The 14,580-nt window shown below is 65.9% G+C and carries 16 protein-coding genes and 1 pseudogene; 10 read left to right on the top strand and 7 right to left on the bottom strand.

Annotated elements, in window-relative coordinates; genetic code table 11:
* Positions 1-145 precede the first annotated feature (145 nt).
* From BST27_RS06945 to BST27_RS06925, 5 genes and pseudogenes are all read left to right on the top strand, one after another.
* A pseudogene (locus BST27_RS06945) lies at positions 146-1,063 on the top strand (PE family protein); the annotation flags it as partial.
* A 115-nt stretch (positions 1,064-1,178) separates the two neighbouring features.
* Positions 1,179-1,985: a lysophospholipid acyltransferase family protein gene (locus tag BST27_RS06940; protein ID WP_069418267.1), complete on the top strand. Its 807-nt coding sequence runs from the start codon at positions 1,179-1,181 to the stop codon at positions 1,983-1,985.
* A 2-nt stretch (positions 1,986-1,987) separates the two neighbouring features.
* Entirely contained in the window at positions 1,988-2,422 is a 435-nt protein-coding gene (locus tag BST27_RS06935; RefSeq protein WP_079219678.1) for an SRPBCC family protein, read from the top strand.
* A 242-nt stretch (positions 2,423-2,664) separates the two neighbouring features.
* Positions 2,665-4,548, top strand: coding sequence for a serine/threonine protein kinase PknE (locus tag BST27_RS06930; protein WP_069418269.1), 1,884 nt, complete (start codon positions 2,665-2,667; stop codon positions 4,546-4,548).
* 69 nt (positions 4,549-4,617) lie between these two features.
* On the top strand, positions 4,618-5,979 hold the full coding sequence (locus BST27_RS06925) for an acyltransferase family protein (protein ID WP_069418319.1): 1,362 nt from the start codon (positions 4,618-4,620) through the stop codon (positions 5,977-5,979).
* Here BST27_RS06925 and BST27_RS06920 read toward each other — a convergent pair.
* From BST27_RS06920 to BST27_RS06900, 5 genes are all read right to left on the bottom strand, one after another.
* Positions 5,938-6,357 carry a hypothetical protein gene (locus BST27_RS06920; protein WP_069418270.1) on the bottom strand — a complete coding sequence of 140 codons (420 nt, stop codon included), beginning with the start codon at positions 6,355-6,357 and terminating at the stop codon, positions 5,938-5,940. The genes BST27_RS06925 and BST27_RS06920 overlap by 42 nt on opposite strands.
* 35 nt (positions 6,358-6,392) lie before the next feature.
* Complete coding sequence (locus tag BST27_RS06915; RefSeq protein ID WP_069418271.1) at positions 6,393-6,830, bottom strand: nuclear transport factor 2 family protein; 438 nt, start codon at positions 6,828-6,830, stop codon at positions 6,393-6,395.
* 11 nt (positions 6,831-6,841) lie between these two features.
* Positions 6,842-7,282, bottom strand: coding sequence for a flavin reductase family protein (locus tag BST27_RS06910; protein WP_069418320.1), 441 nt, complete (start codon positions 7,280-7,282; stop codon positions 6,842-6,844).
* Positions 7,283-7,355: 73 nt separating this feature from the next.
* On the bottom strand, positions 7,356-8,492 hold the full coding sequence (locus tag BST27_RS06905; protein WP_069418272.1) for an FAD-dependent oxidoreductase: 1,137 nt from the start codon (positions 8,490-8,492) through the stop codon (positions 7,356-7,358).
* On the bottom strand, positions 8,489-9,370 hold the full coding sequence (locus BST27_RS06900) for a DUF1295 domain-containing protein (protein ID WP_069418273.1): 882 nt from the start codon (positions 9,368-9,370) through the stop codon (positions 8,489-8,491). The genes BST27_RS06905 and BST27_RS06900 overlap by 4 nt, the downstream gene beginning before the upstream one ends.
* Before the next feature lie 199 nt (positions 9,371-9,569).
* On the opposite strand from BST27_RS06900, the gene BST27_RS06895 reads away from it, so the two are divergent.
* The 5 genes from BST27_RS06895 (at position 9,570) to BST27_RS06875 (ending at position 13,358) form a co-directional block, all read left to right on the top strand.
* Positions 9,570-10,433 (top strand): hypothetical protein, encoded by an 864-nt coding sequence (locus tag BST27_RS06895; protein WP_232007216.1) that lies wholly within the window; start codon positions 9,570-9,572, stop codon positions 10,431-10,433.
* 49 nt (positions 10,434-10,482) lie between these two features.
* Complete coding sequence (locus tag BST27_RS06890; protein ID WP_069418274.1) at positions 10,483-10,977, top strand: SRPBCC family protein; 495 nt, start codon at positions 10,483-10,485, stop codon at positions 10,975-10,977.
* Between the two features lie 227 nt (positions 10,978-11,204).
* Positions 11,205-11,624, top strand: coding sequence for a TIGR03618 family F420-dependent PPOX class oxidoreductase (locus tag BST27_RS06885; protein WP_069418275.1), 420 nt, complete (start codon positions 11,205-11,207; stop codon positions 11,622-11,624).
* A gap of 111 nt (positions 11,625-11,735) precedes the next feature.
* A complete protein-coding gene (locus BST27_RS06880) occupies positions 11,736-12,842 on the top strand; it encodes a type III polyketide synthase (protein ID WP_079219775.1) in 1,107 nt (368 codons plus the stop codon).
* A gap of 12 nt (positions 12,843-12,854) precedes the next feature.
* Complete coding sequence (locus BST27_RS06875; RefSeq protein WP_069418276.1) at positions 12,855-13,358, top strand: isoprenylcysteine carboxyl methyltransferase family protein; 504 nt, start codon at positions 12,855-12,857, stop codon at positions 13,356-13,358.
* A gap of 4 nt (positions 13,359-13,362) precedes the next feature.
* On the opposite strand, the gene BST27_RS32315 is transcribed toward BST27_RS06875, so the two are convergent.
* Positions 13,363-13,527, bottom strand: coding sequence for a hypothetical protein (locus tag BST27_RS32315; protein WP_170062278.1), 165 nt, complete (start codon positions 13,525-13,527; stop codon positions 13,363-13,365).
* A gap of 171 nt (positions 13,528-13,698) precedes the next feature.
* Positions 13,699-14,574 carry an NYN domain-containing protein gene (locus BST27_RS06870; RefSeq protein WP_069418277.1) on the bottom strand — a complete coding sequence of 292 codons (876 nt, stop codon included), beginning with the start codon at positions 14,572-14,574 and terminating at the stop codon, positions 13,699-13,701.
* Positions 14,575-14,580 lie beyond the last annotated feature (6 nt).

Below are 14,580 nucleotides of genomic sequence, written 5' to 3'. Positions count from 1 at the left end.
GGGCACATAGCCCCTTCTGCCGCCCCTTCTGCCGCCACTGCTGCGGCCACTTCTGCGCCTTAACTGATTTGAGGCGAATGCCCCATGCACCCCAATCGGTTTAGCGGCGACTATTTCCGCACGCTTAACCGATTGGAGTTGTCACATGTCGTTTGTCATCACGGCGCCGGAGCTGCTCTCGGCGGCGGCCGCAGATTTGAACGGTGTCGGGTCGATGCTCAGTGCGGCCAACGCCGCCGCGTCGGCCCAGACGACGGCACTACTGGCCGCAGGCGCCGATGAAGTCTCGACGGCAACCGCAGCGCTGTTCTCTGCACACGCCCAGGAGTAACAGGCGCTCAGCGCGCGGGCCGCGGCATTTCACGAGCAGTTTGTCCGGACCCTGACGACGAGCGCGGGCGCGTATGGCGCCGCCGATGCGGCCGCAGCTACGCCCCTCGAGGAGGCGCTCAACGCGGTGAATGCGCCCTTCCGGACGCTGCTGGGCAGGCCATTGATCGGCGACGGCGCCAACGCCGCTCCGGGCAGCGGGGCCAATGGGGGTGCCGGTGGGATCTTGTTCGGCAACGGGGGCGCCGGCGGATCGGGCGGGCCCGGTCTGCCGGGCGGCAACGGCGGAGCCGCCGGACTGTTCGGTAACGGCGGCGCCGGCGGCGACCTGGCCAACGGCAACGCCGGGGCCGGTGGGGCCGGCGGGGCGGGCGGCCTGCTGTTCGGTGTCGGCGGCGCGGGCGGCGTCGGCGGAAACTCGAACCTCGGCACGGGTGGCGCCGGGGGCGCGGGCGGCACCGCCGGGTTGTTCGGCACCGGCGGGGTCGGCGGCGCCGGCGGGAATTCCGCGGTAGGTATCTCCGGCGGCAAAGGCGGGATCGGCGGCGCCGGCGGGCTGTTCGGCGATGGCGGCGCGGGCGGCGCCGGCGGTCAAAGCCCCGCGGTCGGCGGTGGAGGCGGCAACACCGTCCTCAGCGGCAACGGCGGCAACGCCGTACTGATCGGCAACGGCGGCAACGGCGGCAACAGCGGCACGCCGCTGTTCCAGGGCGGCATCGGCGGTGTCGGCGGAATTCTCTTGGGCAAGAAGGGAATCGACGGTCTGCCTTAGCCGCTCGCCACACCGCCCGCACGGCAAAGACCGTGCCTACGGTTCGATTTCGGTCGCCGCGGTTAATCTCATCGGGATGACCGAACAACTGCCCGTGGAACTCCGCGAACGCGACCCAGAGTTCATTCGCGCCGTCCTACCTCCGCTATGGCTGGCGACGACGGTGTGGTTTCGAGCCGAAGTTCACGGATTTGAACACGTTCCGGACGAACCGGTCCTTTTCGTCGGCAACCACAGCGGCGGTGGCGCGACCCCCGACACGTTCGTTTTTCTTCTTGCCTACAACACCTTCTTCACGGTGGAAGGTCGGCCGCTGTACGCGCTGGCCCACGACACCGTCACCGCCGCACCGGGGGTGGGCAAACTGACTCGCAAGCTCGGCGTCGTGCCCGCCGCCAACTCCTTCTCCGAACGCGTCTTCGCCAGCGGCGGTTCAACGCTCGTCTACCCGGGCGGCGACATCGAAGCGCTGCGACCCTGGCGAGACCGCAACAAGATCATCTTCTCCGGCCGCAAGGGCTTCTTGCGCCTAGCGCACCGGTGCGACGTCAAGATCGTGCCAGTGGTCGCGACCGGCGGACATGACACCTTGATGGTGCTCAACGACGGCCGCCGTACCGCCAAGCTCTTGCGCTTGGACAAACTTGCCCGGGTGAAGAGCCTGCCGATCACGCTGAGCGTGCCGTGGGGTCTGTCGCCCCTGCCCCTGCCGCAATTTCCACTTCCGGCCAAAATCCGCATGCAAGTGCTCGAGCCGATCGATGTGCGCGCACGTTTTGGTGCCAAGCCGGATTGGGATCGCGCATACGACTACGTCACCAGCGTGATGCAAGTCGGGCTGTCCAAGCTGGCGAGCAAGACCGTCGTCCCGATGGTCAGGTGAAAATGGCTCAAACGGTTAGGGTTTCGCGTCACGTCCGATGCCCGGTGGATACGGCGGGTGCCTTCGTCACTGATCCGCACGAGCTGTTCCCCAAAGTGTCCACATTCAGTCGATGCCGGCCGATCGAGTCGCGTCGCAGCGGAGAACTGTGGGAAGTCTTTCTGCACAGCGGCACCATCTACCTCGGTGGACGGGTCCTCATCGCCCCGCCCCGCGATAACCGCCTCCAATGGCGCTCGGTGCGAGGAACCCGGCACTCTTTCGAGGCCCGCGTCGAACCCGACGATGAGGGCAGTCGCCTTACGATGACCCTGAACTTTTCCGCCTCCGGGTTGGGTATCGCCCGGATCAGTGAGCTGATCGGACGCGGCCTGGTCGTCCGCAACCTTGAAGCCGCGGCCGAGGAAATCCGCCATCACCTGGAATTCGAGCTCTAGGCAACTTGCGGGCGTAACCTGCCCGTTGCGGCTGATGACCCGGTCTTTGCGGGCCCTTTGCGGGGCGTGCAGCCGCCCGACGCGACGCCGACGTGCAAGTCATTGCCACCCAATCGCGCCCGAGCCATTAGCCTTATGTCCTGCACGCCACCGCGTACTTGTGACCGGCGCAGGACCGTGGCCGCGGGGCAAAGCGTCTCTGGTCGGTTGCTGCGCGCGGTTGGAGGGATTAGGAGTCGGCGATGGGTGACGCGACCGCGGAATCGCGGGAGGGTACGCAGTTCGGGCCATACCGGTTGCGCCGGTTGGTCGGTAGCGGCGCCATGGGCGACGTCTATGAGGCCGAGGACACCGTCAAGGAACGCGTCGTGGCGCTCAAGCTCATGTCGCACACGTTGTCTGCCGATCCGGTCTTCCGTGCCCGCATGCAGCGCGAAGCCCGCACGGCCGGCCGCCTGCAGGAACCGCACGTCGTGCCCATCCACGATTACGGCGAAATCGATGGGCAGCTCTATGTCGACATGCGCCTGATCGACGGCAAGGATCTGGCCGGCATGCTGAAGCGTTACGGTCCACTGCCCCCGGCGCGAGCAGTAGCCGTCATTCGCCAGATCGGCTCTGCCCTCGATGCCGCGCATGCCGCTGGGGTGACCCACCGCGACGTGAAGCCGGAGAACATCTTGGTGACCGCGGACGACTTCGCCTACCTCGTCGACTTCGGGATTGCCAGCGCTACCGCCGACGAAAAGCTCACCCAACTCGGCAGCACGATCGGCACCTTGTACTACATGGCGCCGGAACGGTTCGCCGAAGAGGAGGTGACGTACCGAGCCGACATCTACGCGCTGGCCTGTGTGTTGTACGAGTGCTTGACCGGACAACCGCCGTACCGGGGCGACCAACTCGTCGTGATGGCCGCACACCTCAATCAACCCGTCCCGCGACCCAGCGAAGAGCGGCCTGGGATCCCCGCCGCATTCGACGAGGTGATCGCCCGGGGCATGGCGAAGAACCCCGCCGACCGCTATGCCACCTGCGGTGACCTCTCGGCGGCGGCTTACGCGGCGCTGGCCACGCCAGACCAGGACCGGGCCGCCGACATTTTGGAGCGCAGCCAGGTGGGGGAGCTGCCGCCGCCCGGGTTTACCGCTCCTAGCGCCAGTGGCTTTACACCCGCCCACGGAGCGCCGTCGCCGCATGGGGCGCCACAAACGTACGGAACTCCGCAGACGCACGGAGCACCGCAGACGCACGGCGGACCTGCGGGTACCGGTTGGCCGGCACCCTCGCCCACCGGGGTGCCCTACCCGTCGGGGCCCATCCCGCAACCGTCGCCCTGGGCCGGGGCCACCGGCTGGAGCACGGGTCACGCGCCTACCCCGGGGGCGCCGCCGTGGGTGCAACCCACCCCGCCGAGATCCCGTAAGCCATGGGTTCTGGTTGCCCTCGCGGCTGCCGTCGTGGTGATCGCGGTGGGCGCCGTGGCTTTCGTTGTCGCCAAGCCGAAGTCGTCGGGCCCGCGCACTTCAGGGCCGCCGACGTCGGCGGCCCTGCCCCCAGATGCGGTTCAGCTGAAGATCCTGGAAGACGGCGTGTTCGTGGGGAGTCCGGCGGCAAGGGCCACCATCGACATCTACAACGAGCCGCTCTGCCCGCCTTGTGGGGCCTTCATCAGGTCGTATGCGCCCGACATCGAAGCCGCGGTGAACAACAAGAAGCTGTCGGTCCGTTATCACTTGCTCAACTTCCTCGACGAATTGTCGCGAAGCGGGAACTACTCGACGCGCGCGCTGGCGGCCTCGTACTGTGTCGCAGAGCAAAACGAGCCCAAGGTTTACGCGAACTTCTACTCGGCGCTGTTCGCCAGCGACTTTCAACCACAGGAGAATGCCGCGTCTGACCGGACGGATGCGGAACTCGCGCATCTGGCTCAAACCGTAGGCGCTAACGAAACCGCCGTCGGCTGCATCAAATCGGGCGCTCAAACCGCCACCGCGAAGCAGAAGGCCGCAATGGCATACGAGGAGTTGAGCAAGTTGAACGGCGGCGCCACCCCGGCCGTGTGGGACGGCACGATCGCCATCAACACTCAGGACGCGAGCTGGCTCACCAAGATCACCGGCTGACCAAGAGCGCGTAGTCCTACTCATCCGCAGCGGCGCGCCGCCCAGCATGCTGGGCCAATGCCTTTCACCATGCCTGTCACCAAGCCTTTCGGTCTTGCTTCGCGCGAACTCGTCAACGCCACTCGAGCCGACCGCGACCGCGCTGTCGACGTCGCACGACTGGCTGCCCTGGTCGTTGTCATGTTCGGACACTGCGCCTTGCTGCTCGCCACCATTGACTCGAGCGGCGTCCGCATCGGCAATCTGCTCGGGGAGCTGCCGGCCCTGCAGCCGGTCACCTGGCTGGTCCAGGTCATGCCCCTGTTCTTTTTCGCCGGCGGTGCGGCCGGCGCATACGGCTGGCGCGTCGGGACTCCCTGGGGGATCTGGCTGTTCACCCGAGCGCAGCGGTTGTGTCGACCCGCGTTCTGGTACCTCGCGGTGTGGGTCGCCGCGCTCGCCGTGGCCGGCATGACGCTGGGTCCGGAGTCCGCGGCTGCGCTCGGGCGCGAGTGTGTCGCGCTGCTGTGGTTTCTCGGTGTCTACCTGGTGGTGCTGGCGTCCGTACCGACGCTGACGCGGTTGCGGACCGGGCGTGGTGTCGCGGCGGTGGTCGTGTCGCTTCTCGCGTGTGCGGCGGTGGTCGACGGCATCCGGCTCGCAGTCGGCACAGCGGAATCGGGGGTCGTCAACTTCTTGATCGTTTGGCTGATTCCGGTGGCGTTCGGCGTGGCGTATGCACGCCGGCTGATCGGGATGCGTGCGGCATTGGCCGCGGCCGTAGCGGCGTTCACTGGGCAGGTACTGCTGGCCGGGCACGGGCCGTATGACGTCTCCCTGGTTGTGACCGGCGCCGAGCGGGTGTCCAACGTGTCGCCTCCCACCCTGTTGTTGGCGTTGCACTGCACGTGGATGTCGTGTGTATTCGTCGCCGCGGCGGGGGCGGTCCGGCGATGGGCGGCCAGGCCGAGAGTCTGGGGCATCGTCGCGATGGGCAACGGGGGAGCGATGACGCTCTACCTCTGGCACATCCCGGCGATCGCGATTGCGGCATTTGGCTTGCACGCGTTGGGATTTGATGCTTACAACGTCCATGCGCCCGGCTTCTGGAGCCTGCTGGCGCTGCGCGCCGTCGTGTTCGCGGTCGTCATGGCCGTCGCGTTTCGACTCCTCACACCGCTTGAACACCGCAGCCTGCCCTGGTGGGACGGGTCGGTTTCGGTCAGCGGGGCGGGTCGTGTCCGGTCCCTGCTCGCGGGTGCGCTGATCTGCGTGGCCGGCGTCGCACTGGTGCTGCTGGCCAAGAACGGGTTGAGCGGTTTCGCCGGCTTTGCGGCGTTGGGCTGCTTCCTCGTCGCGACGGCGACCGCACGGCTGGCCGCCGCACGTCAGTCACCGTCGGACCAGGCGTCACTCGGCCCGAACGTTCCTCGCGCCCTTGACGTTCCGTAACCCAGAACAGTTCACGCAGCCGACACACCCGACGCAATCGGTGCAATTCACGCAGCCGATGCAGGCCACACATCGCGAGCAGCCGATACACGCCAGGCACGCCACGCATTCCACGACGGCAGCGCACAGAACGGTGAGCAGGCTGGTGATCACGCCAACGCTACCCGCGGTCGCGACCGAACCGGCGACGGCGACGCTGCCGGCCGTCGCGGCCGAGCCCGCCACGGCGACGCTGCCGGCCGTCGCGGCCGAACCCGCCACGGCGACGCTGCCGGCCGTCGCGGCCGAGCCCGCCACCGCGACGCTCTCAACAGTGGCTACCGAGCCCACCACGGAATCAGGTTCGACGGCGGATGCGGATTCCAACGCGAGTGTCATGTGCACATCATCGCAAAACGACTCTGCCAGCGGGACTATGGATTTGCCAACGCCGAGTTGGGCGCCGTCCAATCCGTCGACACCTTGCGGTGTTTGATCCGCCACGTGTCACCGTCGGGAACCAGGATGTCGCGATAACGGCCGAAATGGTCCAAACCGTTGTGGGTCACCACGGTGAAATACGACGAGACCTGCGCCTGGTCGGGAGTCATATCGGTGAACAGCACGTTGGCAACATTGTGTCGCACGACGCGCCGCACATCTGGACTGTCCGTGACGTTTTCGGTGACGCCACCGAGAAACCCGATGATCTCGGAGTGCCCGCGCAATGGTTCAAAGCCGCGTATCTCGAGTACCCCGTCGGCACAGAAGGTTTCCGCGAGGTCGCCCACCCGGCCGGCATCGCCAGACCAGTTGTATCGCGCGAGTGTGTCGCGAATCTGTTCCCGCGCAATCAGTTCCCAGGTTTCCACCCATGCCTCCTTTACGCCTCGTGGCCCGGCTCCATGTCACGGACGTCGGAAAACGTCACCCAATGTTCCAGCTGCTCCGGTGGGCTGCCGGCCACCGGCTCCAACAGGTGCCCGACGTGGTCGCCGAGGGAAAAGCGATCAATGACTTTTCCGACGAACCAGGCGGCCGCGTCGTCGAGGATGGGCAACTCGGCCGGGCCACGGTGCCAGGAGCAGCGCTCGAATTTGTTGATTTTGTCCCCGGTATGGCCACCGAAGAGTTTTACGACCTCCAAGTGTTCGCGATCGAAGACGTGCACCGCCAGATGGGTGGCGTCGGCCGCCACTCTCAACGTGTGGTTCCGCTTCGAGAGGCCGACCAGGAAACGGGGCGGATTGATGCTGGTTTGGCTGGCGAAACCCACCAGGCAGCCGGCCAGAACGCCGTCGCCATTCGTGGTGACGACGAACATCGGATAGTCCAACAATCCGACCAGCTTCTCGAATGGCTCAACGGCTACATCGTTCACGGGGTCAGTGTCTCATTCAGACCAGGGGTCGGTTTTCCCGCACACCGCGGTACATGCCCCAGCGGACGATCCACGGCATGACCACGCGGTCGACGGACCACGGCGGCAAGCGGAACGCCTGCCCGGTCGGCAGAAACACTTCCAACCCCTCGGGCTGGATGCCGAACAACGATCCCCAGCGTCGACCCGGCGTCCGAAGCGCGCGCAGCGGCCGGTCGTCGAACTCGGCGCGAATGTTGCGGGCCACCAATGCATCTCCACGATTACGGGCCGAGCTGCGCAGCGAGTCGCTGGCCGCCACGTCGCCGACCGCGAAGACGCCGCGATGACCGGGCACCCGCAGTTCCGGTGTCACGACAACAAATCCGCGCTCGTCGAGCAGGTCCGGTGGTAGCCAGTCGGTGTTGGGCCGTACCCGTCCGATCGCCCAAAGCACCGCATCTGCGGACGCCGGAGGTTGTCCGGTGCTCCAGTGGACCGGTCCGCCGGTGATCTCGTCGCCCGCAAAGCCGTTGATGATGGCGGCACGGTGGCCAGGGTGCAGGTTGACGTTGAGGTGGGTCAGCCGGTCGTGGACACGCCGCCAAATCCGCGGGTGGTACTCGGCCAACGCGCGCTCACCGGGGTAGTACAAGTCAATCCGCTTGTCCGGCCAGGTCGTTGCGAGGTTGGCGGCGCTGGTGATTGCCGCCGCGCCGCCTCCGACGACGATGATCGAGTCGGCGGCGGCCAGCCGTTTGTGTGCGGCACGCAGCTCGGCGCCGATTTCGGCGGCGGACTGAACTGTGGGCCGTCGCCAGAAGCCGTTGCTGACACCGGTGCAGATGACCAACGCGTCGTACGGTTCGGTGACCGTGGCGCCATCCCCAGAGCCGTCGTCGCGGCGGGCGAAGACGGTGCGCGCGTTCAGGTCGACCCCGGTCAGCCTGGCTTGCAACGTCCGCACGCCATCGAGCCGTCGGAACCGGTCGAACGGAATCCAGTAATCACGAGCCCAATCGCTGGGCCGGGCCAGGCGCACGCCGAGTTCTTGACCGCTGACCAGCCCCGGCTTCACCGAGATGCCGACGACGTCGAAACGGCGGGTAAGCCTGATGGCGGTCAGGATGCCGACGTCGCCCAACCCCGCGACCACGACTCGCTTACGGCTCACGCCGGTCTCCGGCGCGGCGGCCTGGGCACGAACCGCGGTACCCGGTCGATGACGGCGTGATAGCCCGGTCGTCGTTCCAGGCTGCGCGTCTCCATCATGGGGATGCTGGCACCAAGGAACATGGCCAGCATTGCCAATGCGCCCGCAAACAACCACCACGCGTCCCGTGGCGACGCCGCGACCCCGAACAGCGCCAAGGCGAACCAGAAACTGAACTCCCCGAAGTAATTTGGATGCCGGGACCAGCTCCACAGGCCGCGGTCCATCACTTCACCTGGCTGCCGGACGCGGACGAAGCGGTGCATCTGCACATCGGCCGCCAACTCCAGCGCCACGGCGGCCAGACCGATGACGAAGGCCAGCCAGGTGAGCCAGCCGATGCCGGTACCGGGCCGGGTGACACAGACGTAGACCGGCAGCATCCCCGCGAACACCTCGACGGTGGGAATCAGGTGTATCGCGACGAGGTCGACAACGAATTCCCATCTTCCCGCGCGCTGGCGGAACATCGGGTAGCGCCAATCCTCGTGGTGCAGGCCGGGGTACGCGTAGACCCAGTTCGCGGTCAGGCGCACCGCCCACAGCACGACCACCACAGTGACCAGCCAACAACGCAATTGATCGACACCCGGCCCCGCCTGCATCCACCAGTAGACGGCCAGCAGCGGGGGAATCACGCTCCAGTACGCGTCGTAGAAGCTCGAGTTGTGGTAGGCACGGCTGAAGCCGAATATCACGAAAGTGGCCAGCAAATCGGCGATCAGAGCGTCCAGCCACAGTTTGCCGGTGGCGGGTCCCCAGATGAGCCAGGCCGCAGCGACGCCGATTGCGACAACGTAGGCCACCGTGACCAGCGCCAGCGATCGAGACTTACTCATCGACCTCCTTGCGCCTGTCCAGGTGGTCCGGGCCCGAATCGTGGTGGAAAAACGCTAACACGTTCTACTCGGTCATCGAGGGCAGCGACCGTGCCATGAACGGCACTCGTCGGCCGGCCCTTTCCTCCCTCAGTGTCTACACAAGTCGTAGCAGGCTCGCCGGTATGGTCGCACTGACGCCCGCTCTGGTTGGGAGCACATGACTGACATCCAGACCTCGATGCGCCCGCACGTGCGTGCCGCGGTGCGGGCCTCCGTGCGTGCGTCGAGTCCTCGTCCTGCCGCGGCCCGGCGGGCCGCCAAGGACTTCGACAAACATGTGTTGCGAGCCGTGCCCGCCGAGATCCGTTGGGCGTTCAGCCCGCCGCGGACCTGGCTCATGGGAGTGGTGGCAAACCTGATCCTGGCGGCGGCGTTGTTGTTGGTCCAGCCCCTGACCCCACAGGGACGCCACCACCAGCACTTCGATTGGGTGATTCTGGTTGGCGCCTACTTCTCCTCGTTCATCCTTGCCGACGTCACCACCACCAACCTGCTTGGCGCCGATCATCACCGTGTCCGGCAAGCGTTGTCGGACGGGACGCCGTTGTGGCGGGTGCTGTTGATCAAGGATCTGGCTCTGCTCGTGCTGGTCGGATTGCCTACCTTGGCCGCGGCGGCGGCGCTGACGCTGTGGCTGGAATCGCCGGGGCGCCTGAGTGTCACGGTCCCCAACGTGGCGGTGCCCATCCTTTCCTGGCTCGGGATAGGCAATTTCATCTCGGCGTTGTATCCGGTGACGGCCGAACCGCTCTATCGCCGGTGGCGACGGCGACGAGACGTGCGCGGTACGGCGATTTGGACCGCCGCGCTGACATTGCCGTATGTGCTCTACTTCGTCGCTGATCCGATGGACAGCGTCGAGCATCAGCTGTTGTGGACCCAACTGCCGGCGGCTATCGGCCCCATATTGGGACGAGACACCAAGAGCCTCGTGCATTTTGGGGTAGCGCTGGTGGTCTGGGTAGCGGGAACGGTGGCCGCCGTGCTGTGGGCACGCAAGCGCGGGGTGCGGTCCCGCTAACGGGGGGACGTACAGTGGGCGCGAGTAGCCCCGGTGGATCGGAGGGCCAATGACCGACCGCATAGAAATCCAGCGCACCGTAGCGGCGCCGGCATCCGACATCTTCGCGGTGCTGTGTGACCCGCAGGGCCACGTCGCTATCGACTCGACGGGCATGCTGCAGGACGCCGACGGAGAACCCGTGCAGGCCGTCGGCGACAGCTTTGTGGTGCACATGGACCGCGAATCGCTCAACGACTTTCCGCAGTTGGGCAAGTATGACGTCACCGTCCAGATCACGGAGTTCGAACGGGACCGGCTCATCGCGTGGACGATCCTCGGCCAGATCAAACCCCAGATCGGTCACGTCTACGGCTACCGGCTTGAGCCGAAGGAGGACGGTGCGGCCACGGTGGTTACGTCGTTCTACGACTGGTCCGACATCGGTCCCACGTGGCGTGAGGCTGGGATTTTTCCGGTCATATCCGAAGGTGCGTTGCGCGCGACCCTCGGCGTTCTGGACCGCACCGTGCGGCGCGGCTACCCTCGGGCGGCTCGCAGCTAGTCGAGCGACGACCTTTTGACCTCGGATAACCGCGCGTAGCAGATGGGTGAATTGCACCCGACGGAACGCGTCTGGTACCTCCCTCTGGTCGGCGTCGACGGGCCCAAGGGCGGCGGCCTTGCCAGCGCGTGCGCTGTCAGTGCCGCCTCGCACCGGCGTGATGGCGCTGTGCCGCTTGTATCGTCGTCGTCCGGGAATGAATCCCCCCGCAAGCTGTTAAAACTCGCATGAAACTCAACGACGCCGCCCGCGACCTCATCGGCAAGGGCGCGAACGCCACGCTGGTGACCCTGAACCCCGACGGCAGCCCCCATGTGTCCCTGGTTTGGGTCGCGCTGCAATCGACGCCGGACGGGGACGAACTCGTCACCGCCCATCTGGCCGAGCATAAAAAGGTACGCAACATACGCCACGATCCCCGCGTCGCCCTCACGATCGAGGCCCCAGACGAGCCCGGCCCTGGTATGCGGCCCTATCTGGCCGTCTATGGCACCGCACGGATCGTCGAAGGCGGCGCACCAGAGCTGCTGAAAGAACTCGCGCAGACGTTGTCCGATCCCAACGTATTCCCGCCGCCCGGCTCGCCTCCGGGCTTCCTCACCCGTGTCCGGGTCGACAGAATCGCCGGCGTCGGGCCCTGGCTATAGGGGTTTTCGGATCCGCCCTGGCCTGGGCAACTTCCAGGTTCACGGTGTGTTTAAGTTCACGTTGCCCGTGTTCGGGTGAACCTGCGGCGGAATGCCATACGTGCGCTAGACATGACCGTTACAACACATTTGACAGCCGCTGGCGCGATCGCTCATGCCAGCCGCGGCGCGCCTTACATCGTCGGCACAGCAGCCGCATTCACACCGAACCGGTACAACCAGGACGAAGTGTCGCGTGAGCTCACCGATGCCGCCGGGCCGGAATTCATGCGCTTCGCCGCGACCACCGGCGTCGACCAGCGCAGTCTGGCACTACCGCTTTCGCGCTATCCGAAGCTAAGTGGGTTCACCGAGGCGAATGACGCCTACATCGAGGTCGCCGTTGACCTTGGTGAGCAGGCGGTGGTGTCCGCACTCGCCGGGGCCGGCATCGAACCCCACGAGGTGGACACCATCGTGATGGTTTCGAGTACCGGAGTCGCAGTGCCCACTGTAGATGCGCGACTCGTCGAACGAATTGGACTGCGGCCCAACATCAAACGGGTACCTCTTTTCGGACTTGGCTGCGTGGCCGGTGCTGCTGGGATGGCGCGTGTACACGATTATCTGCGTGGCTACCCGGGGGATGTAGCCGTGCTGCTTTCGGTCGAGCTGTGTTCGCTGACGCTACAGCGCGACGACACCTCGATCCCCGCGTTGATCGGTGTGTCGCTGTTCGGTGACGGTGCGGCCGCCGTGGTTGCCGTCGGCGCCGATCGGGCTCTGTTGCACCCCAACGCATATCGGGGGCCACGGGTCCTGGCCACCCAGAGTCGGGTGCTCCCATCGACCGTCGATGTGATGGGTTGGCGCGTGGGCTCCAGCGGATTTCAGTTGGTGATGTCCCGCGATGTTCCGAAGATGGCCGATGACTATCTGGCCGAGGAGGTCGACGGTTTCCTCGCCCAGTACGGTCTGTCCAAAGAAGACATCTCGACCTGGGTATGCCATCCGGGCGGCCCGAAGGTTCTCGACTCGATCGAGGACGCTCTGGATCTGCCCGCGGACGCCGTGGCGCATAGCCGAGAGTCCATGCGCGACAACGGCAACATCTCCTCGGCGTCGGTTCTTGACGTGTTGCGTCGCACGCTTGCCGACCCGCCGGAACACGGAACCTTCGGGGTTATGCTCGCCATGGGTCCGGGCTTCAGCTTCGAGTTGCTCCTGCTGCGTTGGTGAGGGCGCGGGATCATGTATTACTACGCTTTCGTCTTCGCCATCGCGGTCGAGCGTTTGGTCGAACTGCTTGTGGCCCGTCGCAACGCCGCGTGGTCAATGAGCCAGGGCGGCAGGGAGTTCGGCCAGGGCCATTATCCGGCGATGGTCAGTATGCATGCGCTGCTGCTTGTTTCGTGTGTCGCCGAGGTGAGTGAACGGCACCGGCCATTCATTCCGTGGCTGGGCTGGCCGATGGTTGCCGTCGTGGCGCTCAGTACGTTGGTGCGCTGGTGGTGCGTTGCCGTGCTCGGCAAGCATTGGAACCCAAGGCTTATCGTGATTCCCAGTGCGCCGCTGGTGCGGCGCGGACCGTATCGATGGCTACACCACCCCAACTACACCGCCGTCGTCGCGGAGGTTGCGGCGCTCCCGTTGGTGCATTCGGCGTGGCTGACGGCCATCGTCTTCACAATTGTCAACGCCTTCGTACTCAAGGTCCGCATCGATACCGAGAACGCCGCCTTGGGTTACGCCTAGAAAGTCAAGCGCGCCGTCGGACAACGGTGTCCGCGGCCGCCGTCATTTGATCGGACAACCGCAACAGGTCACGCTCGCCGATCCCGTTCGGCACGGTGTATGCCAGCCGGCGTACCTCAATGGCGTAGTTGCGCAGGTGCTCGCGGAGCCGGGCCTCGATGCTGGGCATGGCTTCTCCTCACGGCAAAGGGTTGGCTGGCTACAAAGCTAGGCCGCCCCGAAGAGCGCCGCTAGACGAGCGTACCGTTTTTTACGAGACGTTGACGGTCGTTACAGGACGGCTACACGTCGGGACCAAAGTTGGGTCCCTAGGCCGACATTCGGCGCGGGCTAGGACCCGCTAGGACCCGTTGTCGCTACGCAGGCGCACGGTGCGTGTGGTGCTGCTCTCGTCGAGGTCGACGATGTCGCTTCGCGACCGCAGAAACTCGCTGAATGTTTTGTAGCCCAACGACTTTTCGCTGAACGACGGGTCCATCCGCTTCATCTGCGCCTTGACGACCGAGTTGTGCAGCCATTCGACATCGTCCTTCTCCTGGCCGATTCGCAACGCGCGCTCGAGCAGCCTGGTTGCGGCGACCTGTGGGTCGGGTGCGGCCGGCTCGTCGTCGCGGTCGTTGGGCGTGGCGTGTCGGCCACGCTTCTTGGGCTGCGGCGCCGGTTCCTCGTTTGCGGTTATCCCGGGCAGGGCGTCGTACGTGACGAACTCGTCGCAGGCCGCTGCCAGCGACTGGCTGCTCGCCCCGGCGACACCGATACCGACCACGTAGCGGCCGAGGCGTTTGCAGCGCTGAGCCAGCGCGATGTAGTCGGAATCGCCTCCGACGATCACCACGTGCGTCAGATCAGGCAACCGGAACATGTCTTCGACGGCGTCGACGGCCAGTCGGATGTCGGCACCGTTCTTGCCGTACGCGGCGGCCGGAAACAGCTGCACCAGATCGACCGCCCGTGCCACGAGCTGACGGTGGTATCCGGCGTTGACATCGGCGGACCAGTCCGCGTATGCGCGGGTGAGCACCAGGGTGCCGAACGAGGACGCGAAGTCGACGATGGCCCCGAGATCGACGGTCGCCGGCTGCAGCCGCTCCTTTTCCAGACCTTTGGCCTTGTCCCGCTGAAAGGCGCCGCGACCGTGCACCTGGTCGTAGCGGGAGATCACGATGTTGTCGAAGTCGAAGTAGACCGCCACGCGGGTCGTGCCTGATTCGGTCATCGTGCT

Origin of the sequence: Mycobacterium intermedium (assembly GCF_002086275.1) — a bacterium.
In the GTDB taxonomy this organism is placed as follows: domain Bacteria; phylum Actinomycetota; class Actinomycetes; order Mycobacteriales; family Mycobacteriaceae; genus Mycobacterium; species Mycobacterium intermedium.
The sequence above is the reverse complement of the archived record's forward strand: the minus strand, read 5'-3'. Positions and strand labels throughout refer to the sequence as shown.

Excerpts from the sequence above, each read along its gene's own strand:
- BST27_RS06885 (WP_069418275.1), top strand. The coding sequence starts at position 11,205 with ATGAAACTCAACGACGCCGCCCGCGACCTCATCGGCAAGGGCGCGAAC.
- BST27_RS06880 (WP_079219775.1), top strand. The coding sequence starts at position 11,736 with ATGACCGTTACAACACATTTGACAGCCGCTGGCGCGATCGCTCATGCC.
- BST27_RS06870 (WP_069418277.1), bottom strand. The coding sequence starts at position 14,574 with ATGACCGAATCAGGCACGACCCGCGTGGCGGTCTACTTCGACTTCGAC.
- BST27_RS06925 (WP_069418319.1), top strand. The coding sequence starts at position 4,618 with ATGCCTGTCACCAAGCCTTTCGGTCTTGCTTCGCGCGAACTCGTCAAC.
- BST27_RS32315 (WP_170062278.1), bottom strand. The coding sequence starts at position 13,527 with ATGCCCAGCATCGAGGCCCGGCTCCGCGAGCACCTGCGCAACTACGCC.
- BST27_RS06900 (WP_069418273.1), bottom strand. The coding sequence starts at position 9,370 with ATGAGTAAGTCTCGATCGCTGGCGCTGGTCACGGTGGCCTACGTTGTC.
- BST27_RS06935 (WP_079219678.1), top strand. The coding sequence starts at position 1,988 with ATGGCTCAAACGGTTAGGGTTTCGCGTCACGTCCGATGCCCGGTGGAT.
- BST27_RS06940 (WP_069418267.1), top strand. The coding sequence starts at position 1,179 with ATGACCGAACAACTGCCCGTGGAACTCCGCGAACGCGACCCAGAGTTC.
- BST27_RS06890 (WP_069418274.1), top strand. The coding sequence starts at position 10,483 with ATGACCGACCGCATAGAAATCCAGCGCACCGTAGCGGCGCCGGCATCC.
- BST27_RS06920 (WP_069418270.1), bottom strand. The coding sequence starts at position 6,357 with ATGACACTCGCGTTGGAATCCGCATCCGCCGTCGAACCTGATTCCGTG.
- BST27_RS06930 (WP_069418269.1), top strand. The coding sequence starts at position 2,665 with ATGGGTGACGCGACCGCGGAATCGCGGGAGGGTACGCAGTTCGGGCCA.
- BST27_RS06895 (WP_232007216.1), top strand. The coding sequence starts at position 9,570 with ATGACTGACATCCAGACCTCGATGCGCCCGCACGTGCGTGCCGCGGTG.
- BST27_RS06910 (WP_069418320.1), bottom strand. The coding sequence starts at position 7,282 with ATGTTCGTCGTCACCACGAATGGCGACGGCGTTCTGGCCGGCTGCCTG.
- BST27_RS06875 (WP_069418276.1), top strand. The coding sequence starts at position 12,855 with ATGTATTACTACGCTTTCGTCTTCGCCATCGCGGTCGAGCGTTTGGTC.